Below are 18,022 nucleotides of genomic sequence, written 5' to 3' on the forward strand. Positions count from 1 at the left end.
ACCTCCCCACGGCCTGGCTGACCTGCCGAACTCCCGTCCGCCCGGCCCGCAGGCGGAACGAGGTGGGCGAAGCGGCTCCCGTGAGTGTCACCCGCGCCGCCGCCAGCCGATCAGGCCGCCCACCGGATGAATGCCCTTACCGTTTCGATCCCTTGACGGTGATCTTGGCGAAACGTAGCGTGTGCGTCCGCAGGGCCGCGGCCTGCACCGGCGGCCGGTGCCGTGGACGCGTCACCCGCCTTTCCGCGCAGGTCGCGCCTCCCCCCGCCGTTTCTTTCGGGCTTCTCTTCGGCCCGCACACCGCAGAGGAAGGAACCAGGTGGGCATCACACCCTCGCGCCCCCGGCCGCGGACGGCGCCACAGCCTCCCGGAGCGCACCCGGCACCGCAACCACCGGCGGCCGCGCAGCAGCAGCCCTCCCCCGCCGATCGCCCGGGCCGGCGCCCCGACCGACAGCCCGGTGCACAAAGCCGCGTACGCGCCACCGCAAGGACCGCCCGGGTGGCCCGCAGGACCCGGCGCGCCGCGGGCCTCGTCCTCGCCCTCGGCGGCCTGATCGGCGCGGTCGCCGCCGCCCCCGCCTCCGCCGCCCACCAGGCCCCCGCCCCCGACACCTGGGTGCTGAGCACCACCGACACCACGCATGACTACGCGCCCACCTTCGTCGGCAACGGTTACCTCGCCGCCCGTGTCCCGGCCGCCGGTGAGGGCTACGCGGCGAGCCCCGTCACCACCCAGGCGGAACTCGCCGGCTTCTACGCCCAGCCGCCCGGCGACTACGAGCGCCGGGCGAGCCTGCCGACCTGGACCACGCTCGGCTTCGGCCGCACCGGCGACGTCCACGGCATCCCGGGCACCTGGTCCTGCGGCTTCGACCAGCTGTGCCCGGCCCGCGACGGCGCCATCTCCGGCGGTGCCTTCGTGGAGACCTCCCACGGCGGCTCCATTGCCGGCGGCTACCTGGCCGGCCTCAATACGAACAACACGCCCACTGTGGGCGGCAAGGACAGCATCGTGCTGCGCGACGCCCCGGCCGGCCAGGCCGTGCTGGACGTGCGCTACGCGAACGGCAGCGGCACCCCGCAGACCGTCCACCTCGGTGTCGACGGCGCCTCCCAGCAGCTGACCCTTGCCCCGACGGCCAGTTGGGACGACTGGGCCGTGGCGCACATCCCCGTCACGCTCACCGCGGGCACCAATACCCTGGAGATCACCGTCGCCCAGGGCGACACCGCGCGGGTGAACGTGGACTACCTCGCCGCCTACCCCGAAGGCGCGCAGCCGCCGACGGCCGTGGCCCCCGAGACCGTGGGCACCACCAGCGACTACCGCCAGTCGCTCGACCTCCGCACCGGCACGCTCACCACCTCCTTCGACTGGACCTCGCCCGAGGGCGACCGCACGAGCTTCAGCTACGCGGTCGACACCAGCCGCGCGCAAGGCCACTTGGGCACCGTCACCGCGCGCGTCGTGCCGCACTGGAGCGGAAACGCCACCGCGGTCGACGAGTTCGACGGCCGCGGCCTCGACCACGCCTCGGCCACCGGCTCCACGGTGGACGGCAGGAGCGCCACCCTGTCGGAGACCGTCGCCACCGACGGCAACCTCGTGACCGCGGGCCTGAGTTCGGCGCTGCGGGTGGACGGCCGCACGCAGCGCACCCGGCCGCTGCCCGCCGGCGACGACGGCAGCGCGGGCCAGAGCGCCGCCTTCACCGTCCGGGCCGGGAAGACGTACGAGATCACCAAGTACGTCGGTGTGGCCTCCAGCGTGGACACCGACCGGTCGCTGACGGCCGCGACACCGCAGCAGGCAGCCGCGGCCACGGCCGCCGGTGCCGCACGCGACGGCCTCCGCGCGGTGCGGGCCGCCAACGACCGCGCGTGGGCGAAGCTGTGGCAGTCGAGCATCTCGGTGCCGGGCGACGCGGCCATGACCGCGCAGATCCACGCCTCGATGTTCTACCTGCTGGCGAGCATGCGCGACGGCGTCACCTGGAGCACCAGCCCGGGCGGGCTGTCCTCCGACGGCTACAACGGCCATGTCTTCTGGGACATGGAGACGTGGATGTACCCGGCGCTGCTCGCCCAGTACCCGGACATCGCGCAGACCGCCGACACCTACCGGCAGAAGCTGCTGCCCGCCGCCGAGGCCGCGGCCGCCGCGCTGTCCACCCCGCAGCAGCCGATCAAGGGCGCGAAGTTCCCCTGGGAGAGCTCGCTGACCGGCAAGGAGTCGATCCCGCCGGGCAACAACGAGGGCAACGACGAGATCCACATCGACTCCGACATCGCCCTGGCCCAGTGGCAGTACTACGAGGCCAGCGGCGACACCGCCTGGCTGCGGGACAAGGCGTGGCCGGTGCTGAAGGACATCGCCGACTACTGGGCCACCCGAGCGGTGCCGGACGGCTCCGGCGGCTACGACATCGACCACGTCCAGGGGCCCGACGAGTACCACGACCCGGTGGACGACAGCGCGACCACCGACGCCGGCGCGCAGGCGTCGCTGCGGATCGCCGTCCAGGCGGCCGGCATCCTCGGCAAGGCCGCCGACCCCGCCTGGAGCACGGTCGCCGACGGCCTGAAGATCCCGGTCGACTCCGCGCTCGGCATCCACCCCGAGTACCAGGGCTACAACGGCGAGCAGGTCAAGCAGGCCGACGTCACGCTGCTGCAGTACCCCTGGAACGTGCCGATGCCGGCCGCGCTCGCCCAGAGCGACCTGGACTACTACACCGCGCACACCGACCCCGGCGGCCCGTCGATGACCGACTCGATCGCCACCATCGACGCGGCCGCGCTCGGCTCGCCCGGCTGCACGGCCTACGACCACCTGCGCAGCAGCGTCGACCCGTTCATCGCGGCGCCGTTCGACCAGTTCCACGAGACGCGCACCGGCGGCGCCTTCACCTTCACCACCGGAGAGGGCGGCTACCTCCAGCAGTTCCTCTACGGCTTCACCGGGCTGCGCTGGGGCACCGACGCCGTCACCGTGGACCCGTTCCTGCCGCAGCAGCTGCCGGGCGTGGACATCACCGGCGTCAAATGGCACGGCAGCACGTTCGACGTCTCGGTCGGGCAGCGGACCACCACGCTGACCGTGCGCTCCGGCCCGGCGCTGGCGGTCCGCGACGGCAGCGGCACGGTCCACCGGGTCCACCCCGGTGCTCCGCTCCACCTCGCCACGCGGCATCCGGCGCCCTCCGCGGGCGGCACGGGCGGCTGCGCGGGCGGCACCGGGCAGTAGACCGGCCGCGAACGGCACGACGCCGGGGCCGCGCGGAGTCCCCCGTGAGGGGACCCGCGCGGCCCCGGCGTCTTTGGCGCCGTAGCGGCGGTCACGTGTCGGAGCCGGCCGTCTCGCGGTGGCCCGCCGCCGGGTGGGCCGGGGGCGGGTCCGCGGCCAGGTAGCCGCGGACGGAGCGGGCCAGGCGCTCGGCTTGGGCGTGGAGTTCGGCGCCGGAGGTGTCGGAGGCGCCGGCGCCGATCGCGTAGACGCGGGGGTGGGTGCGGCAGGCGCGGGTGCGGGGGTCGACAGCGACGGTTCCGGTGGCGTCGGCCAGGCCGGCGGTTCGGGTCACGAAGGAGGATCCGCCGGCAGGGCCCGGCAGGTGCGGCCGCCCGGTGGCGACGACCAGGATGTCGAAGGGGAGGGTGGTGCCGTCGGCGAGGGCGACCTCCGAGCGGTCGAGGTCGGCCGCGGCCGCTTCGGCCTGCAGGAAGGCGATCCCTTCGCGCAGCAGCCGGTGCTCGGGAGCGTGGAGGGTGTCCGGGCCGTACAGCCCGAGGACGGTGAGGAGTTCGGCCTCGTGGTCGCGGGTGTCGTAGCGGTCCACCACGGTGATGCGGACGCCGTCCGAGCCGCAGTAGCAGCGCAGCCGGTTCGCGACGAGGATGCCGCTGCCCCCACCGCCGACGACCACGATGTGCGCGTTCATGCCGTCCTCCTTCGCTGGTCGGGTTGCTGCGGTCGGATGGGGTGTCAAAGGAGCCAGCGGTGGTCGCGGACCACGGGGAGGCGGGCCCATATGCGGCCGAGGCCCCAGGTGTTGCCGGCGTAGAGGGCGGCCGACAGGATCGCCGCGAGGGCGTAGAGGACGTGGTAGTCGACCAGGGGGTTGGACGAGCCGCTGGGGGCGCCGCCCGACAGGTGCTGGGCGAGTGGCCATTCGGCCGCCCACATCATGGCCATCATCACGGTGCCGGCGACCGCGGTGATCCGCAGCGCGACCCCGCTGACGAGTGCCAGGCCGATGCCGAGCATGCCCAGCATGAAGAGCCAGTCGGCCCAGCCGTCGCCGGCGATGTCGCGGAAGAAGCCCTGCAGCGGGCCGACGTGGATGTTCGACAGGAAGCCCTTGGTCGGCGAGCCGCCGTCGATCCAGCCCTTGCCCGAGCCGGTGGCGTAGTGCCAGCCGAAGGTCTTGTCGAGGAACGCCCACAGGAAGACGAACCCGGTGGCGATCCGCACCACCGCGGCGACCCGCGCCACGGCCGGCGTCATCACGGTGCCGGGCCGCCCGGTGTGCACGGCGGCTTGCCCGGCCGGGCCCTGCGGTCCGGCGGCGAGGGGGGTTTCCGGGTGAACGGCCATGACGGCTCCTCCTTGCGGTGGTGGTGCGGTGCGGTTGCTGACGGGATCACTGTCGCCCTGCGGCGGTCCGCCCCGCTGGAGGCCGACGTCCCGCCGCCGCGGGACCGAACGGCCCTGCGTACGGGCCTGGTTGGGGCCCCACCGGGCGCCCCGGTCAGCCCTCGTGCATCGCCCTCGCGCGCGGCACGGTAGGTGCGGGAACCCACCGGCCCGACACCTTACGGAGGACACCATGAAGCACCGCATCGTCGGCAGCGTGATGACGGGCGACGTCGTCAAGGTCCGCGAGCAGACACCGTTCAAGGAGGTCGCGACCCTGCTCGACGCGCACCGCATCAGCGGCCTGCCCGTCGTGGACGACGACGACAAGGTCGTCGGCGTCATCTCGGAGACCGACCTGATACTGCGTCAGGCACAGGCCGAGGACGACGGCGAACCGCCGCGCCGGCACCGGCCGTTGCTGACCAGGACCGCGCGCACCACCGCGGCGAAGGCGCTCGCGCTGACCGCGGGCGAGCTGATGTCCACCCCGCCGGTCACCGTCCGCGCGCAGGACTCCCTCGCGCACTCCGCCCGCCTCATGGCCGCCCGCCACGTCGAGCGCCTGCCGGTTCTGGACGAGGAGGACCGCCTCGTCGGCATCGTCACCCGCCGCGACCTGCTCACCGTCTTCCTGCGGCCGGACGAGGAGATCCGCCGCGACATCGTCAAGGAGATCCTGGTCGAGTCGCTGTGGCTGCCCCCGCAGGCGGTCGGCGTCAGCGTCGAGGACGGCGTCGTGACGCTGGAGGGCCGGCTGGAGCGCGAGAGCGAGGTGCTCGTGGCGGGCCGGATGACGGCCAGGATCGACGGCGTGGTCGCCGTCCGCAACCACCTCACCGCGCGCTTCGTCGACTCCGCCCCGCCCGCCCCGCCGGAGGTGCACGGCATCGCCGACGAATGGCTGCAGCGGCCCCGGCACACGACGCAGCACTGACCACGGCGCCGGCCGGCGCATCGACCGTGGCGCCGGCCGCGCCGGGCAAAGCACGAGCGCAGAGCCTGTCGGGGCCGGGCGCCGGGCCAACAGCCCTGCGGCGACCGCGTGTTGGGGGGCAGCTATCGCTGCGGGAGGCGGTAGACCGAGACGTGGGAGCGCGACTCGGCGGTGAACTCCGCGCCCTGCCAGTCGGCGTGCCGCGACTCCGGCTCGAAGCCCGCCAGTTGGGCCATCAGGTCGAGTTCGGCGGGCCAGATGTAGCGGTGCGGGGTGCGGAAGAGGCGGGCCTGCCGGCGGTCGTCGTCGCCGGGCCCGTCGAAGTGGAAGTGGTGCGAGACGACGTGCTGGCGCAGCACGTCATAGGTGTCCAGGCCGATGTACCCGGGCTCGGACTGCCAGACGGTGGCGGTCCGCCCCGGCGGCAGCGCGCGCAGTTCGGGCACCCACAGCTCGATGACGAACCGGCCGCCGGGCGCGAGGTGGCGGGCCGCGTTGCGGAAGCAGGCGACCTGCTCGGCCTGCGTCAGCAGGTTCGAGATCGTGTTGAACACCAGGTAGACCAGGGAGTGTTCACCGGGTACGACGGCGGTCGTCATGTCGCCGAGGACCACCGGCACGGTCTCCTCGTCCACCTTGGCGCGCAGTTGCTCCAGCATCGCAGGCGACAGCTCGATCCCGGCGACGCGCACCCCACGCTCGGCGAGCGGCACGGCCACCCGTCCGGTACCGATGGCGAACTCCACCACGGAACCGCCGCCCGCCAGTTCGGCCAGGCGCTCCACGGTGGGGCCCAGCACCTCGGGGGCGAACATCCCGGAGCCGGGGGTGTCGTAGCGCTGCGCCGTCTCGGCGTCCCAGATCTCCTGCTGCTCCATGCTGTCCACCCTCGCGGGCCCGGCCGCGTGCGGTCCAGCGAATAAACGCCGCCGAACCGCACGCGCGTCGCCAGGAAGTGCGCGCTGACGGCCGCACATTGGGGCCGTACCCTCACCGTCTGCCGGCTGCGGGCCGCCGCACTTCAGCCGCGAGCCGCGGGCCGGGCGGGAGCACCGGGTGGGAAGCAACTGCCCCTATCGGGCGGTGAGTTCGGCGAGCGCCCGCTCGATCTCCGCGAAGGCGTCGACCGCCGCGTACTGCGCGGCCAGGCGCTGCGCGTTCTGCCGGTAGGAGGTGGTGCCGAGGAGTTCGTCGACGGCCTTGCGGACATCGATGGCGGCGGGCCGGTCGGTGCCGAGGTCCACGGCGGCGCCGGTGGCGGCCAGGCGCACGTTGTTCTCCAGCTTCTCCTCGCTGATGCCGGCGGCGACGATCGGGACGCCGTTGCGCAGTGCCTGCTGGACGGCGCCGAAGCCGCCGTTGGTGACCAGGACGTCCGCGTGCGGCAGGAGCGCGTCGAAGGGCACGAACTCCGCGACGCGGGCGTTCGCCGGGACGCCGTCGACCTCGCCGGGACGGCCGGTGGCCGCGACGACCAGACCGGGGAAGTCCGCCAGGCCCTCCAGGGTCGGCTCGATCAGCTCGCCGAAGTCCTGGTTGGCGATCGTGCCCTGGGTGACCACGACGACCTGCTCGGCGGCCGCCACCTCGGGCCACCACGCGGGAAGTTCGCCGATCTCGTCCGACGGGGGCAGAGTGCCGACGAACCGTACGTGCGCCGGGGTGTCGCTGCGCCGGTAGCTCAGCTCCTCGACCGACAGCTGCAGGAAGCGGTCGGCCTTCAGCACGGTGGAGTCCAGGAAGAACGGCGCCTCGGTGACGGTGACGCCGAGCTCGGCGAGCGTGCGGACGAACAACTCCTGGGCAGGGCCGAGCAGTTGGCCTTGCATGAAGGCGTTGGCCTCCTGGTTGCGGGCGCGGCCCTCCTCGCTGGCGTCCGGCGGCAGGCCCATGCCGAAGGGCGCGGTGTCGATGCTGGAGAGGGTGAAGGAGACCGGGCCGAGGCCGATCGCGGCCGCCGGGCGCGGCCCGGGCGCCCCGAACAGCGCGGGCATCGCGCCCAGGAACCCGGTCTCGTACACCAGGACCACCGGCTCGCCGGCGGCCTCGGCGAGCAACCGCTGCACGTCGTGGTGCTGGGGCGCCATCGCCGTCACGAACAGATTGCGCATGTCCCAGGCGAACCGCTGGGGCCCGGCGGGCACCGCCATGCGCTCGGCCGAGGTGAACGCCTGCTCCAGGTCGGCCCCGGCCGCCCCGGTGAACGCCTCGTACCGGACCCCGGCCTCGGCCTCCTCGCGGAACCGCCCGTGGCTCAGCAGCGTCACGTCGTGCCCGCGGCCGGCCAGGAACCCGGCCACCCGGTTCAGCGGGGCGAAGTGCCCGTAGACCGGCGAAGCGGCCACCAGAATCCTGCTCAAGGAGATCTCCTCGTCCGTGCTCGTCCATGCGCGTTGGTGCTTGTTCGTGCTCGGTAACGGCGGTCCCCGCTGCGGAGGGCGCGCCGCACGCGCGTCTCCCTCTTACACGCACGGGAGCGGCGAGGCGTTCAACGGCAAACGGAACGGAAGTGAAGAGGAGTCAGAAAGGCAGGGTTCGGGTGCAGGTTCGGGGGACCCGCTTCCCCGCAGTACGGCGGCAGGTGGCCGCGTCCCGGTCTCAGGCGGCGCGGTGGCGCGGTGCGGGGTGGCGCAGCCGCGCGGCCATGCGGGCGGCGTGGATCAGGGCCGCGAGGAACGCGACGAAGCACACGGACGACATCACGGCGACCACGTTGCGGATGTCGTCCAGGTCCGTCTCCGCCGCGCCCCAGGCGAGCAGGCCGGACAGGACGAAGAACACGGCGGCGAGCATCGCGGAGAACCGGAGCCCCAGTGCGTGGGAGGGGGTGGCGAAGGGCCGCGGCGGCTCCGCCGGCTGCTCCGCCCGCGCGTCGGGCCGTGTCGCCTGCTGCGTGCTCATCGCGTTCATGGCGGACCTCCCAGGGGTTTCCGCTGCGGTGACGGCGCGGCGCTCGGGCGGGCCGTCCCACCCTTGCCGCCGCGGGCAAGGGAGCCGCGGCGCTTGGCCGGCCCCTTCCCCTGCCCACCATTGTCCGACGCGTTCCGCGAGCGCGCATGTCCCGCCGCGGCTTCGGCCCACGGCCTCCCGTCGGGCTCCGCGGTGGCCGGGTGCCTTCGCTCGGACCAGTCGGCGCGGGTCCGAGCCACCCGGGACACGCAGCCGGCGGAAGGCGTCGTGCCCCGGAGCGGTACTCAGGGCGGGACGGGCACGGGGCGAGCACGGCGTCGCGCAGGCGGGCCGCGCCCTGGCCCAGGGTCCTCGTCGGTACGACCATGCCCCCGGGTCCGAGCCCTGCCGTGTTCCTCAGGGCCTTCAAGCCCGCCCGCACAACTCCAGGGCGCGCCGGAAGGTCGCGTCGAGCATCGCGTCGGTGAGCAGGCCCGTCGAGGTGTTGCGGCGGCCGGGGTGGTAGCAGGCGAGCTGGGTGCGGCCGTCGGGGCGGAGGGCCTCGGCGCCGTGGCGGAACGGCGGCCGGGGGCGCAGGCCTCCCTGCAGCGCGGCGGCGTCCCAGGCGAAGGCGCCGAGGGTGACGATGACGGCGACATCGGCCAGGGCGTCGAGTTCGGCGGTGAGGTAAGGCAGGCAGGCGTCGCGCTCCTCGGCGGTGGGACGGTCCGCGGGCGGCGGGCAGCGTACGGCCGAGGCCGTCCAGGCACCGGTCAGCCGCAGGCCGTCACCGCGGTCGACCGAGGTGGGGCGGTTGGCCAGGCCCGCCCGGTGCAGGGCCGCGGTGAGCCGGTCGGCGGTCGCGTTGCCGGTGAGGGCGCGCCCGGTGCGGTTGCCGCCGTGGGCCGCCGTGGCGAGCGCGAGCACGTAGATCCGGGCCTTCGGGTCGCCGTGTCCCGGTACCGGCCGCGCCCAGTACGCCTGCCCGGCGAACCGCGCCGGCGGTGAGGCCGCGGCCTCCTGCCGCCAGGCCACCAGCCGCGGGCACCGCTCGCACGCCACGATCCGCTCCGCGGTCCGCGCGAGCCGGAGCGAGCGATTGTCGGACACGCCCCCAGCATCCCACGCACCGCCCTCACGCCCCGACCACCGCACACCCGCCGCGCACGCCGATCGCCTCACCTGCTGCACACCCGACGCCCGCAGGGACCGTACGCACCTACGGCCGCGTCCGGCGGTCGGAGTGGCGCGCGGGAACGGTGCGGGCGGGACCGGCGAGTTGGGCGGTCCAGGGGTCCGGCAGGTCCGGCGGACCACGACCCACGGGCCGGCTCGGGCCTCCGCCCGCCGGTGTACCGACGCGCCCGCGGGCACGCCCGTATGCGGGCAGGTTCGGCCGATACGGCCCGGGGCCGGCTCGGGTGGCCGCAGGCCGGCGTACTCCTTGCGCTCCGCCGCACCACCACAGCCCCGCCGCACCCGCCGCGCCTGCCTCACCCCTCCACGCTTCCCGCGCCCCGCTTCCACCCCGCGCCCGCGTCCGGCCCGCCCGCTCGCCGGGGGGAGCGGGAGCTGGTCGTGTCACATGTATTGACGAGCAGATTTGGTAAGTGATTTAGTCACTTACCAACCCCGAGCGAGCAGGAGGGCGCGACGATGCGCGAGGCCGAGACACCCGTGGGCGGCAGCGGCGCCGCGCTCGACCGGCCGGCGAGCCTGTCGGAGCGGCTGGCATCCGGGCTGCTCGACCTCATCACCCGGGACGGACTGCGCCGCGGCGACCCGCTGCCGTCCGTCAAGGAGCTGGCCGCGCGGTTCTCCGTCACCCCGCCCACCATGCGGGAGGCGCTGCGCCGGCTGCAGGCCACCGACGCGGTGGAGCTGCGGCACGGCTCGGGCGTGTACGTCGGCAAGGGCGTCCACCGCACCCTGATGCCCAACCCGAACTCCACCGTCACCGACTACGCCGCCCTGGCGCTCGAACTGGTCGAGGCGCGGCTCGTCATCGAGCCCGGTATTGCCGCACTGGCCGCCGAGCACCGCGACGAGGCCGCCCTCGAACGCCTGGAGCTGGCCCTGGAGACCGCGACCAGGGCCCCCGACGACCCCCGCCCGCACCTGAACTTCCACCGGGAGCTGGCGATGGCGTCCGGCAACCGCATGCTCTACGAGGTCGTGGACTCCCTCCTGGTGGTCCGCAACCGCGAGCAGCGCACCCTGCGCCGCATGATCGCCGACCGTCGCCGCGACTACGACGAGCACCGGGCGATCCTGGTCGCCGTCCGCGCGGGCGACGCGGCGGCGGCCGAGTCCCTGACCCGCGACCACCTGCGCCAGTTGCGCTACACGGTGGCACCGAACTGACCTGCGAACCGGGCCCGTTCACCGCGAGCCGGCACCCGCACCCGAATCCGTCCGCGCACCCGCACCTTCATACGTCCACGATTCCGTAGGCCCGTTCCCCGTATCCCCGAGCACCGACCCGCACCCCCGTACGCACCCGTCGCCCCGAAGCGACAGCTCGACGACCCCAACGGCACGGCGGCGTAACGCCGTTCAGGCCGCGGCCCCAACCTCCGGCCCGCGCACGCCGTGCACTCCCCCCGCGGCAGCAGCCCGCTGGCACGGCGGCCCCAACGGCCGCCCCGGGCAGGCATGTTCGTTCTGTCCTGCACAGGAGCGCCCGCCGGCAGCCGGCCCCGAGCCGCCACGACCCGAACCCGCCTTCGCAGCCCTCCGCGGCACGCCGCGCGGGCGCCCTCACCACCCCAGGAAGCAGATGACCACCCAGAACTCCCCCACCACCGCGCCCCGTTCGCACCGGCTCGGCGAGCTGACCTGGCCGGAGATCCGCGACCGGCTCGCCGTGGCGCCCGTGGCGATCGTTCCGCTGGGCGCCTGCGAGCAGCACGGTTACGGCATGGCCCAGCGGACCGACACCACGCGGGCCGAGGTCGTCGCCGACATGGTCGCCGAACGCCTGTCGCCCGCCGTCGTGGTGGCGCCCGCCATCCCGGTCGGCGTCTCCGAGCACCACATGGGCTTCCCCGGCACGCTCACCCTCACCGCCGACACCCTCAGCCGCGTCATCGACGAACTGGTCACCGCGCTGTACCGGCACGGCTGGCGGCGGGTGTTCGTGCTCACCGGCCACGGCGGCAACAACGCCGCCGTGGAGGTCAGCGTCGCCCGGCTGCGCGCCCTGCTGCCCGACCTCCACCTCGCGTGGAGCGGCGTGACACCCGTCGCCTCCGACGTCGCCGCGAAGATCGCCACCAGCCGGGTGCGCGGCCACAGTTGCGAGATCGAGACGTCGCAGGCGATGTTCGCCGACCCCTCGCTCGTGCTGCCCGAGCGCCTCACCCGCGGCAGCGCCGCGCTGGAGGACCTGGACCCGGCGGGCCGGCTGAGCCGCAGCCACCCCGGCATCCACTTCCCGCAGGCGTACCACGCGTTGAGCGCGACCGGCACCCTCGGCGACGCCACCGCCGCCACCGCCGAGAACGGCGCCGCCATCATCACCACCGTCGTGGACCGGATCGCCGCCTTCCTGGAGGGCTTCATCGCCCTCCCCGACCGCGCACCGGCCCCGACGGCGCCCCCGTCCCCGTACGCATCCCCGTACGCGTCCTCGGCTGCGTCCCCGTCGTCCCTACCGTCCCCACAACTCCCGTCCCCACAGCCCCCGTCCCCGCACCCGCACGTGCCCGACGCCCGACCCCTGGAGAACCGATGATCCCGGCCAGCACCACCCGCCGCGCCGCCCTCGCCGGCGCCGCGTGCCTCGTCCTGCTCCCGCTCTCCGCCTGCGGCGGCTCCGGCTCGTCCGCCGGCTCCACCACCTACGGCACCCTCAGCTCGGGCACCGTCAAGTTCGCCTACCGGGCCGACGACAAGCCCGTGTCCTTCGTCCAGGACGGCAAGCCGGCCGGCTTCATGGTGGACCTGACCACGGCGATGGCCGCCAAGCTGCACCTGAAGGCGACCTACGTCTCCACGAACTTCAACAGCATGGTCCCCGACGTGCGCAACCACATGTTCGACGCCGCCGCCTTCGGCACCCTCGTCACGCCCGCCCGCGCCGGGCAGACCGCCTTCACCACGGCCGTCAACTACAGCCAGGCACAGGTGCTCTCGCGCAAGAAGTCGGCCATCGCCGCCGTCGCGGACTGCAACGGCAAGACGATCGCCGTCACGCAGGGCAGCGAACTCATCGCGCTGGTGCAGAAGATCGCACCGAAGGTGACGGTACGTCAGTTCCCGAACGTCGCCGCCAGCGCCAACGCCCTCGTCGCCGGCCAGGTCGACGGCCTGCTCACCGGCGTGACCACCACGCAGAACCTGCTGGCGCAGCACAAGGACTTCACCGCCTCCCCGCCGGTCACCAGCGGCATGAGCGCCTTCCCCGTCGCCAAGGACCGGCCCAAGCTGCTCAAGGCGCTCAACTCCGCGCTCGCACAGGTCATCGCGGACGGCACCTACACCCGGCTGTTCGCCAAGTGGAACCCGCCCGGCACCACGATCCCCGCCAAGCTGCTCAGCGACTACCCGGGCATGCGGCAGGTCCCCGGGGCCTCCGCCGCCGCGTCCTGAACGGCGGCGCGCCATGAACGGACTGCACCGCGTCCGGGACACCTTCTTCAACGGCCATCTGCTCGCCGAGGTCTTCCCCTCCCTGCTGCGCACCGGACTGCTCAACACCCTCGTGCTCGCTCTGCTCGCCAGCGCCATCGGCCTGGTCGCCGGCATCCTGCTGGCCTCCGGATTGATGTCGCGCCGCCTGGTGGTGCGCGTCCCGTGCCGGACCTACGTCGACATCCTGCGCGGCCTGCCCCACATCCTGAGCATCTACCTGATCGGCCAGGGCCTGCCGCTGGCCGGCCTGAACGTCTTCGGCACCTGGACCTACGGCTACGCGGCCCTGGCCATCGGCCTGACCGAGGGCTCCTACATGGCGGAGATCTTCCGTTCGGGCTTCCAGAGCGTGGACCCCGGCATCGTGGAGGCCGCCCGCTCGCTGGGCATGTCGCACGGCAAGGCGATGCGGCTGGTCGTGGTGCCGGTCGGCTTCCGGCGGGTGCTGCCCGCGCTGACCGGGCAGTTCATCCTCGTCATCAAGAGCACGGCCCTGGTCTACCTGCTCGGCCTGGTCACCGGGCAGCGCGAGATGTTCGCCATCGCCCAGGACGCCTCCGCCAACGACGCCTCGCTCACCCCGCTGGTCGCGGCCGGCGTGCTGTACCTGGCGATCACGGTGCCGCTCACCTACGCCGTCAACGCCTGGGACCGCCGGCTGCGCGACGGCCGCAGGGCCCGCCCGGCCACCGAACCCGTACCGCAGCAGGAGGCGCTGGTATGAGCACGTCCGGTTCGCCGGCCAAGTCCGCGGCCCCGCCGGCCCCCGAGGCGGGCCACCGCTCGCCGACCGCCGTCCGCTTCGAGGACGTCCGCAAGAGCTACGGCGCCACGCCCGTGCTGCGCGGCGTCGGCCTGGAGGTCGCCGGCGGCACCACGACCTGCGTCATCGGCCCGTCCGGGTCGGGGAAGTCCACGCTGCTGCGGTGCGCCAACCTGCTGGAGGTCCCCGACAGCGGCCGCGTCCTCATCGGCGGCGAGGCGATCACCGCGCCCGGTGCCGACGTGGACCGCATCCGCACCCGCGTCGGCATGGTCTTCCAGCGCTTCCACCTCTTCCCGCACCACACCGTGCTGGACAACGTGACACTCGCCCTGCGGCAAGTGCTCGGCACACCACGGGAGAAGGCGGTGGAGATCGCCCGGAGCCGGCTCGCCGAGGTGGGGCTGACCGGTGTCGAGGACCGCCGCCCGCACCAGTTGTCCGGCGGGCAGCAGCAACGGGTCGCCATCGCCCGCTCGCTGGCCATGGACCCCGAGGTGATGCTCTTCGACGAGGCCACCTCCGCGCTCGACCCCGAACTGGTCAAGGGCGTCCTCGCGGTGATGCGCGACCTCGCCGGGCGCGGCATGACCATGCTGGTCGTCACCCACGAGATGCGGTTCGCCCGCGAAGTCGCCCACCAGGTCGCCTTCCTGGACGGGGGCCGGCTGCTGGAGACCGCGCCGCCGGAGCAGTTCTTCGACGCACCACGCAGCGAGCGGCTGCGGGGGTTCCTCGACCAGGTGCTGTGAGCCCCACGCTTCGGACGCGCTGCGCCGAGCAGGCCTACCTCCCTCCGCGCGGCCGTGACCGCCTCGCCGGACACCGCGGCGAACCCGCCACGCCCGCGCGGACTTCACCGTACGGACGCCGAACCCCCTTGTGCCGAGCCGCGCTTGACGTCCTCGCCGCTCCGACGCCCCACCACTTCACCCTTCCCGAGGAGGCAACGCCATGCCCCGAACCCCCCGCCGCCGCAGACTACGCGCGGCCGGTGCCGCCCTGCTCGCCGCGGCGGCCGCGACCGCCACCGCCCTCACCTCGGCGGGCACGGCCACCGCCGCCGCGCCCGCCCCGTCCGGGGTCGTGGACCGCGCGATCCCCACCACCGGCTGCGGCCTGCCCCCCTTCGCCGCCCCCGGCAGCACCACCCCGCAGACCCTCACCACCGGCGGCACCACCCGCAGTTACGTCCTCCACCTGCCCGACGGCTACCGGCCGCTGCACCCCTACCAACTCGTCCTCACCTTCCACGGCCGCGGCAAGTCCGGCGCCGACCAGGCGCAAACCACCGCCGTCGCCGACCGCGACACCATCGCCGTCTACCCGCAGGGCCTGCCGGGCACCGGCACCAAGGGCGAGGCGGCCTGGCCCGGCGCTCCGTACAGCACGCCCGCCATGGACAACGACCCACTGTTCGTCAGCGACCTGATCACGCACCTGCAGCGCACCTTGTGCGTCGACCCGAACCGGGTGATGCTCGCCGGCAAGTCCAACGGCGGGGCCTTCGCCGCGCTGCTGGCCTGCACGATGTCGCGCCGGATCGCCGCCCTCACCGTCGTCTCCGGAGCCCTGTACGGCCAGCACGGCTGCTCCCCCGCACGGGCCGTCCCGGTCCTGGACTTCCACGGCACCGGCGACACCACCATCCCCTACGCCGGCGACCCGGCCCGGGACCTGCCCGCGATTCCCGATTGGACGGCCCAGTGGGCCGCGCAGGACGGCTGCACGGCCGGTCCGCGGACGTTCTTCCAGCAGGACGACGTCACCGCCGAGCGCTGGACCGGCTGCCGCGACCGGGCCGAGGTGGAGCACTACCGGATCGACGGCGGCGGCCACGTGTGGCCCGGCAGCACCACCGACGGCGCCACCCAGACAGTCAGCGCCACCGCCCTGATGACCGCCTTCGTCCACCAGCACCCGCTCACCGGCCGGTACCTTGCCCCGGCACTGTGACCCCTGCAGCCCCCGCGCCGGGGACGGCGGACCGAACCGCCCTCCCCGGCGGGGGGGTTGCCCGCCGTCCGGACGGCCGCCCGACCGCAAGCGCCCGCGAACCCCGTACCGATCGGGGGTGCTGCGTGAACTCCCCTTGCTGGCACGGCGTCTCCGCCGACCCCTTACGGCGTGCCCGCCGGCTCGCGGCGGTTCAGCTTGTTGTTTAACCTGCGGGGCTGAGAGGGCAGCCGGGGTGATTCACCGCGTTGGTTTCACGAGATGTCCCAAGGCGACAAGCCCAACGCCAATGGCGAGGAGTGACGGCGAATAGGTGCTCCAGCTGACCACCATGAGGAGGGCACCCGCTCCCCAGAGCCTGGGCTGTCGGACATATCGCTGAAGCCGCCGACCCGGCATGCGGCCGAGTAGCAGGGCGTGCACTCCGATGACGGTCCAGGCAAGGGTCAGCGTGACCAGCACGAACCCAATTGCCAAGACCGATGCGCCGAACATGATCAGGCCCCCTGTGGTGTGGTGGGTCCCATCCAATCCGAGGACGTCGGGTGTGTCAGAGTCGGGGCGGCTCTTTCGTGGCTCGAACGCCGTGGTGCCCAACTGGTCACCGGGGGCGGCGCCGGCAACCCCTCGAATTCAACCAGTTCGTCGGGGTTTGGTGCCGATCTTGTGGTGGGCTGGTCGCTGGTATGCCTCGCCGGTGGCAAGGATTCTTCCCACGTCGTGGCGGGTTGCCGGTCTCCGGTTCTTCGAGCCAGGCGGGCGTCCAGGGCCGGGCGTGGTGGGTTTCGGCGCACCGGCCGGAGAACCCGTCGTCGTGCGGAGGTTCCGGAACCCGCGCCGGACGCGGGCCGGGGTGAGCTTGTGCGGGCGCGCCGGCTTCTCCCAGGGCCGGCGCAGATCGGTGGCGAGGGGGCGGGCGAGACGGAGCTGGGTGTGGGCCGCGATGATCAGCCAGGTCCAGCGGTCGGCGGCGGCCGAGTCGCGCAGGCGGGGCCGGGTCCAGCCGAGGGTCTGTTTGAGCATGCGGAAGGTGTGCTCGATGTCGAACCTGCGCAGGAACGCCTGCCAGCAGCGGTCGACGTCGGCCGGGGTGGCGCCGGTGCGCGACCACCACAGCCAGACCGGCTTGTTGACCCCGCCGGACGGCAGGTGCTCGACGGTCAGGCGGATGACGGTTCCCTCGATGAGTGGCAGCGGGCCGTCGTGGCGGAGCCAGGCGGCCCGCTGGGTCAGCCTGGGGTGCAGGCGGTCCCAGGCCCGCGCCGTGGCCTTGCCGTAGAGGCGAGTGTCGGTGACGGTGGCGGCTTGTTCCTCGCCCCAGGTGGCGGGGTCGCCGAAGACGAACTCCCCGCCGTGCTTGGGCAGTCGTCCGCCCTTGGGGTGGGCCAGGAAGAACTCTTCCCGCGAGGGTGCCGGGCGGCGCATCACCCGGTCCGACCGCGTCCGGCCAAGGATCTCGACCGGCAGGCCGGACAGCAGGTGGGCGATGCGCGGGGCCTCGTATCCGGCGTCGACCACGATCAGGATGTCCGGATCGCCCTCGGCCCACTGGCCCGCCGCGACGAGCCGTTCGACCACCTCGCGGACCTGGGCGGCGGTGACCGCGGCGAGGTCGGCGCCGGGGGTGAGCCGGATGGCGTCAAGGAGCGCGGTCCAGGAAGTGCGGCCGGTCTCCAGGGCGACAATGACCGAGTACGGCCAGCCGGGCATCATCTGGTGCTTGGCGTTGCCCCGGCCGTAGGTGTGGCAGAACGAGCGATCCGGTACCGCGCCGGCATCGGGCCGCAGCCACGGCGAGATATCCACGGCCAGGACCAGTCGCCCATCGGCTGCCCGGGGCAGCGGCACCCCGACCAGTGCCCGCCGCAGCCGGGCGACATCGAGCCCGCCGCGGTTCAGGCCGGCGTAGAGGGAACCGTGACCCCGGCGGTGCTCGGGCGCCAGGGCGAGGCCGACAAGCGACCGCACCTGTCCGTCGGTGCACAGCACCGCGTCGGTCAGCTCGAACAGCGCGTCGGCGCGGGCGGTCAGGCAGTCGTAGAAGTCGGTTCGGAACCGGGACAACACGGCCAGGGACTCGACGCGTCCAGCGTCGTGCAGCAGACTCACCCTCGCGGCCTTGGCATGATCAACAGCGTCTCGACAACGCACATGATCACACCAAGGCCGCACTGCTGTCGCATCAACCCTCACAGGTCAGCGGGTA

At 73.6% G+C, this 18,022-nt stretch carries 15 protein-coding genes; 8 read left to right on the forward strand and 7 right to left on the reverse strand.

The window, feature by feature from the left end:
* Window positions 1-502 precede the first annotated feature (502 nt).
* Window positions 503-3,250 (forward strand): glycosyl hydrolase family 65 protein, encoded by a 2,748-nt coding sequence (locus BLR33_RS26855; RefSeq protein WP_107408922.1) that lies wholly within the window; start codon window positions 503-505, stop codon window positions 3,248-3,250.
* Window positions 3,251-3,341: 91 nt separating this feature from the next.
* On the opposite strand, the gene BLR33_RS26860 is transcribed toward BLR33_RS26855, so the two are convergent.
* Together BLR33_RS26860 and BLR33_RS26865 are read right to left on the reverse strand one after the other, a co-directional pair.
* Complete coding sequence (locus BLR33_RS26860; RefSeq protein WP_176930514.1) at window positions 3,342-3,941, reverse strand: FAD-dependent oxidoreductase; 600 nt, start codon at window positions 3,939-3,941, stop codon at window positions 3,342-3,344.
* 44 nt (window positions 3,942-3,985) lie between these two features.
* A complete protein-coding gene (locus tag BLR33_RS26865) occupies window positions 3,986-4,597 on the reverse strand; it encodes a DoxX family membrane protein (protein ID WP_107408923.1) in 612 nt (203 codons plus the stop codon).
* Window positions 4,598-4,829: 232 nt separating this feature from the next.
* On the opposite strand from BLR33_RS26865, the gene BLR33_RS26870 reads away from it, so the two are divergent.
* Window positions 4,830-5,573 carry a CBS domain-containing protein gene (locus BLR33_RS26870; RefSeq protein WP_093787213.1) on the forward strand — a complete coding sequence of 248 codons (744 nt, stop codon included), beginning with the start codon at window positions 4,830-4,832 and terminating at the stop codon, window positions 5,571-5,573.
* A gap of 122 nt (window positions 5,574-5,695) precedes the next feature.
* On the opposite strand, the gene BLR33_RS26875 is transcribed toward BLR33_RS26870, so the two are convergent.
* The 4 genes from BLR33_RS26875 to BLR33_RS26890 all read right to left on the reverse strand — a co-directional run bounded on the left by BLR33_RS26875 (window position 5,696) and on the right by BLR33_RS26890 (window position 9,572).
* The gene (locus BLR33_RS26875; RefSeq protein WP_093787214.1) at window positions 5,696-6,451 is read right to left on the reverse strand and encodes a class I SAM-dependent methyltransferase; all 756 of its coding nucleotides are present in this window, start codon (window positions 6,449-6,451) and stop codon (window positions 5,696-5,698) included.
* 195 nt (window positions 6,452-6,646) lie between these two features.
* Window positions 6,647-7,933, reverse strand: coding sequence for a nucleotide disphospho-sugar-binding domain-containing protein (locus BLR33_RS26880; protein ID WP_143031761.1), 1,287 nt, complete (start codon window positions 7,931-7,933; stop codon window positions 6,647-6,649).
* A gap of 238 nt (window positions 7,934-8,171) precedes the next feature.
* Entirely contained in the window at window positions 8,172-8,483 is a 312-nt protein-coding gene (locus tag BLR33_RS26885; RefSeq protein ID WP_093787216.1) for a hypothetical protein, read from the reverse strand.
* 405 nt (window positions 8,484-8,888) lie between these two features.
* Window positions 8,889-9,572, reverse strand: a complete 684-nt coding sequence (locus tag BLR33_RS26890) for a uracil-DNA glycosylase (RefSeq protein WP_093787217.1) — start codon at window positions 9,570-9,572, stop codon at window positions 8,889-8,891.
* Window positions 9,573-10,118: 546 nt separating this feature from the next.
* Here BLR33_RS26890 and BLR33_RS26895 point away from each other — a divergent pair.
* The 6 genes from BLR33_RS26895 (at window position 10,119) to BLR33_RS26920 (ending at window position 15,816) form a co-directional block, all read left to right on the forward strand.
* Window positions 10,119-10,826 carry a FadR/GntR family transcriptional regulator gene (locus BLR33_RS26895; RefSeq protein ID WP_093787218.1) on the forward strand — a complete coding sequence of 236 codons (708 nt, stop codon included), beginning with the start codon at window positions 10,119-10,121 and terminating at the stop codon, window positions 10,824-10,826.
* A 415-nt stretch (window positions 10,827-11,241) separates the two neighbouring features.
* The gene (locus BLR33_RS26900) at window positions 11,242-12,198 is read left to right on the forward strand and encodes a creatininase family protein (RefSeq protein ID WP_093787219.1); all 957 of its coding nucleotides are present in this window, start codon (window positions 11,242-11,244) and stop codon (window positions 12,196-12,198) included.
* Entirely contained in the window at window positions 12,195-13,055 is an 861-nt protein-coding gene (locus BLR33_RS26905) for a substrate-binding periplasmic protein (protein ID WP_093787220.1), read from the forward strand. The genes BLR33_RS26900 and BLR33_RS26905 overlap by 4 nt, the downstream gene beginning before the upstream one ends.
* Window positions 13,056-13,068: 13 nt before the next feature.
* Entirely contained in the window at window positions 13,069-13,821 is a 753-nt protein-coding gene (locus tag BLR33_RS26910; RefSeq protein ID WP_093787221.1) for an amino acid ABC transporter permease, read from the forward strand.
* The gene (locus BLR33_RS26915; RefSeq protein WP_093787222.1) at window positions 13,818-14,612 is read left to right on the forward strand and encodes an amino acid ABC transporter ATP-binding protein; all 795 of its coding nucleotides are present in this window, start codon (window positions 13,818-13,820) and stop codon (window positions 14,610-14,612) included. The genes BLR33_RS26910 and BLR33_RS26915 overlap by 4 nt, the downstream gene beginning before the upstream one ends.
* Before the next feature lie 202 nt (window positions 14,613-14,814).
* Window positions 14,815-15,816 carry an alpha/beta hydrolase family esterase gene (locus tag BLR33_RS26920; RefSeq protein WP_093787223.1) on the forward strand — a complete coding sequence of 334 codons (1,002 nt, stop codon included), beginning with the start codon at window positions 14,815-14,817 and terminating at the stop codon, window positions 15,814-15,816.
* 633 nt (window positions 15,817-16,449) lie between these two features.
* Here the strand turns inward: BLR33_RS26920 and BLR33_RS26930 are convergent.
* Window positions 16,450-17,925, reverse strand: a complete 1,476-nt coding sequence (locus BLR33_RS26930) for an NF041680 family putative transposase (RefSeq protein ID WP_093787225.1) — start codon at window positions 17,923-17,925, stop codon at window positions 16,450-16,452.
* Window positions 17,926-18,022 lie beyond the last annotated feature (97 nt).

Source organism: Actinacidiphila guanduensis (genome assembly GCF_900103985.1).
In the GTDB taxonomy this organism is placed as follows: Bacteria; Actinomycetota; Actinomycetes; order Streptomycetales; family Streptomycetaceae; genus Actinacidiphila; species Actinacidiphila guanduensis.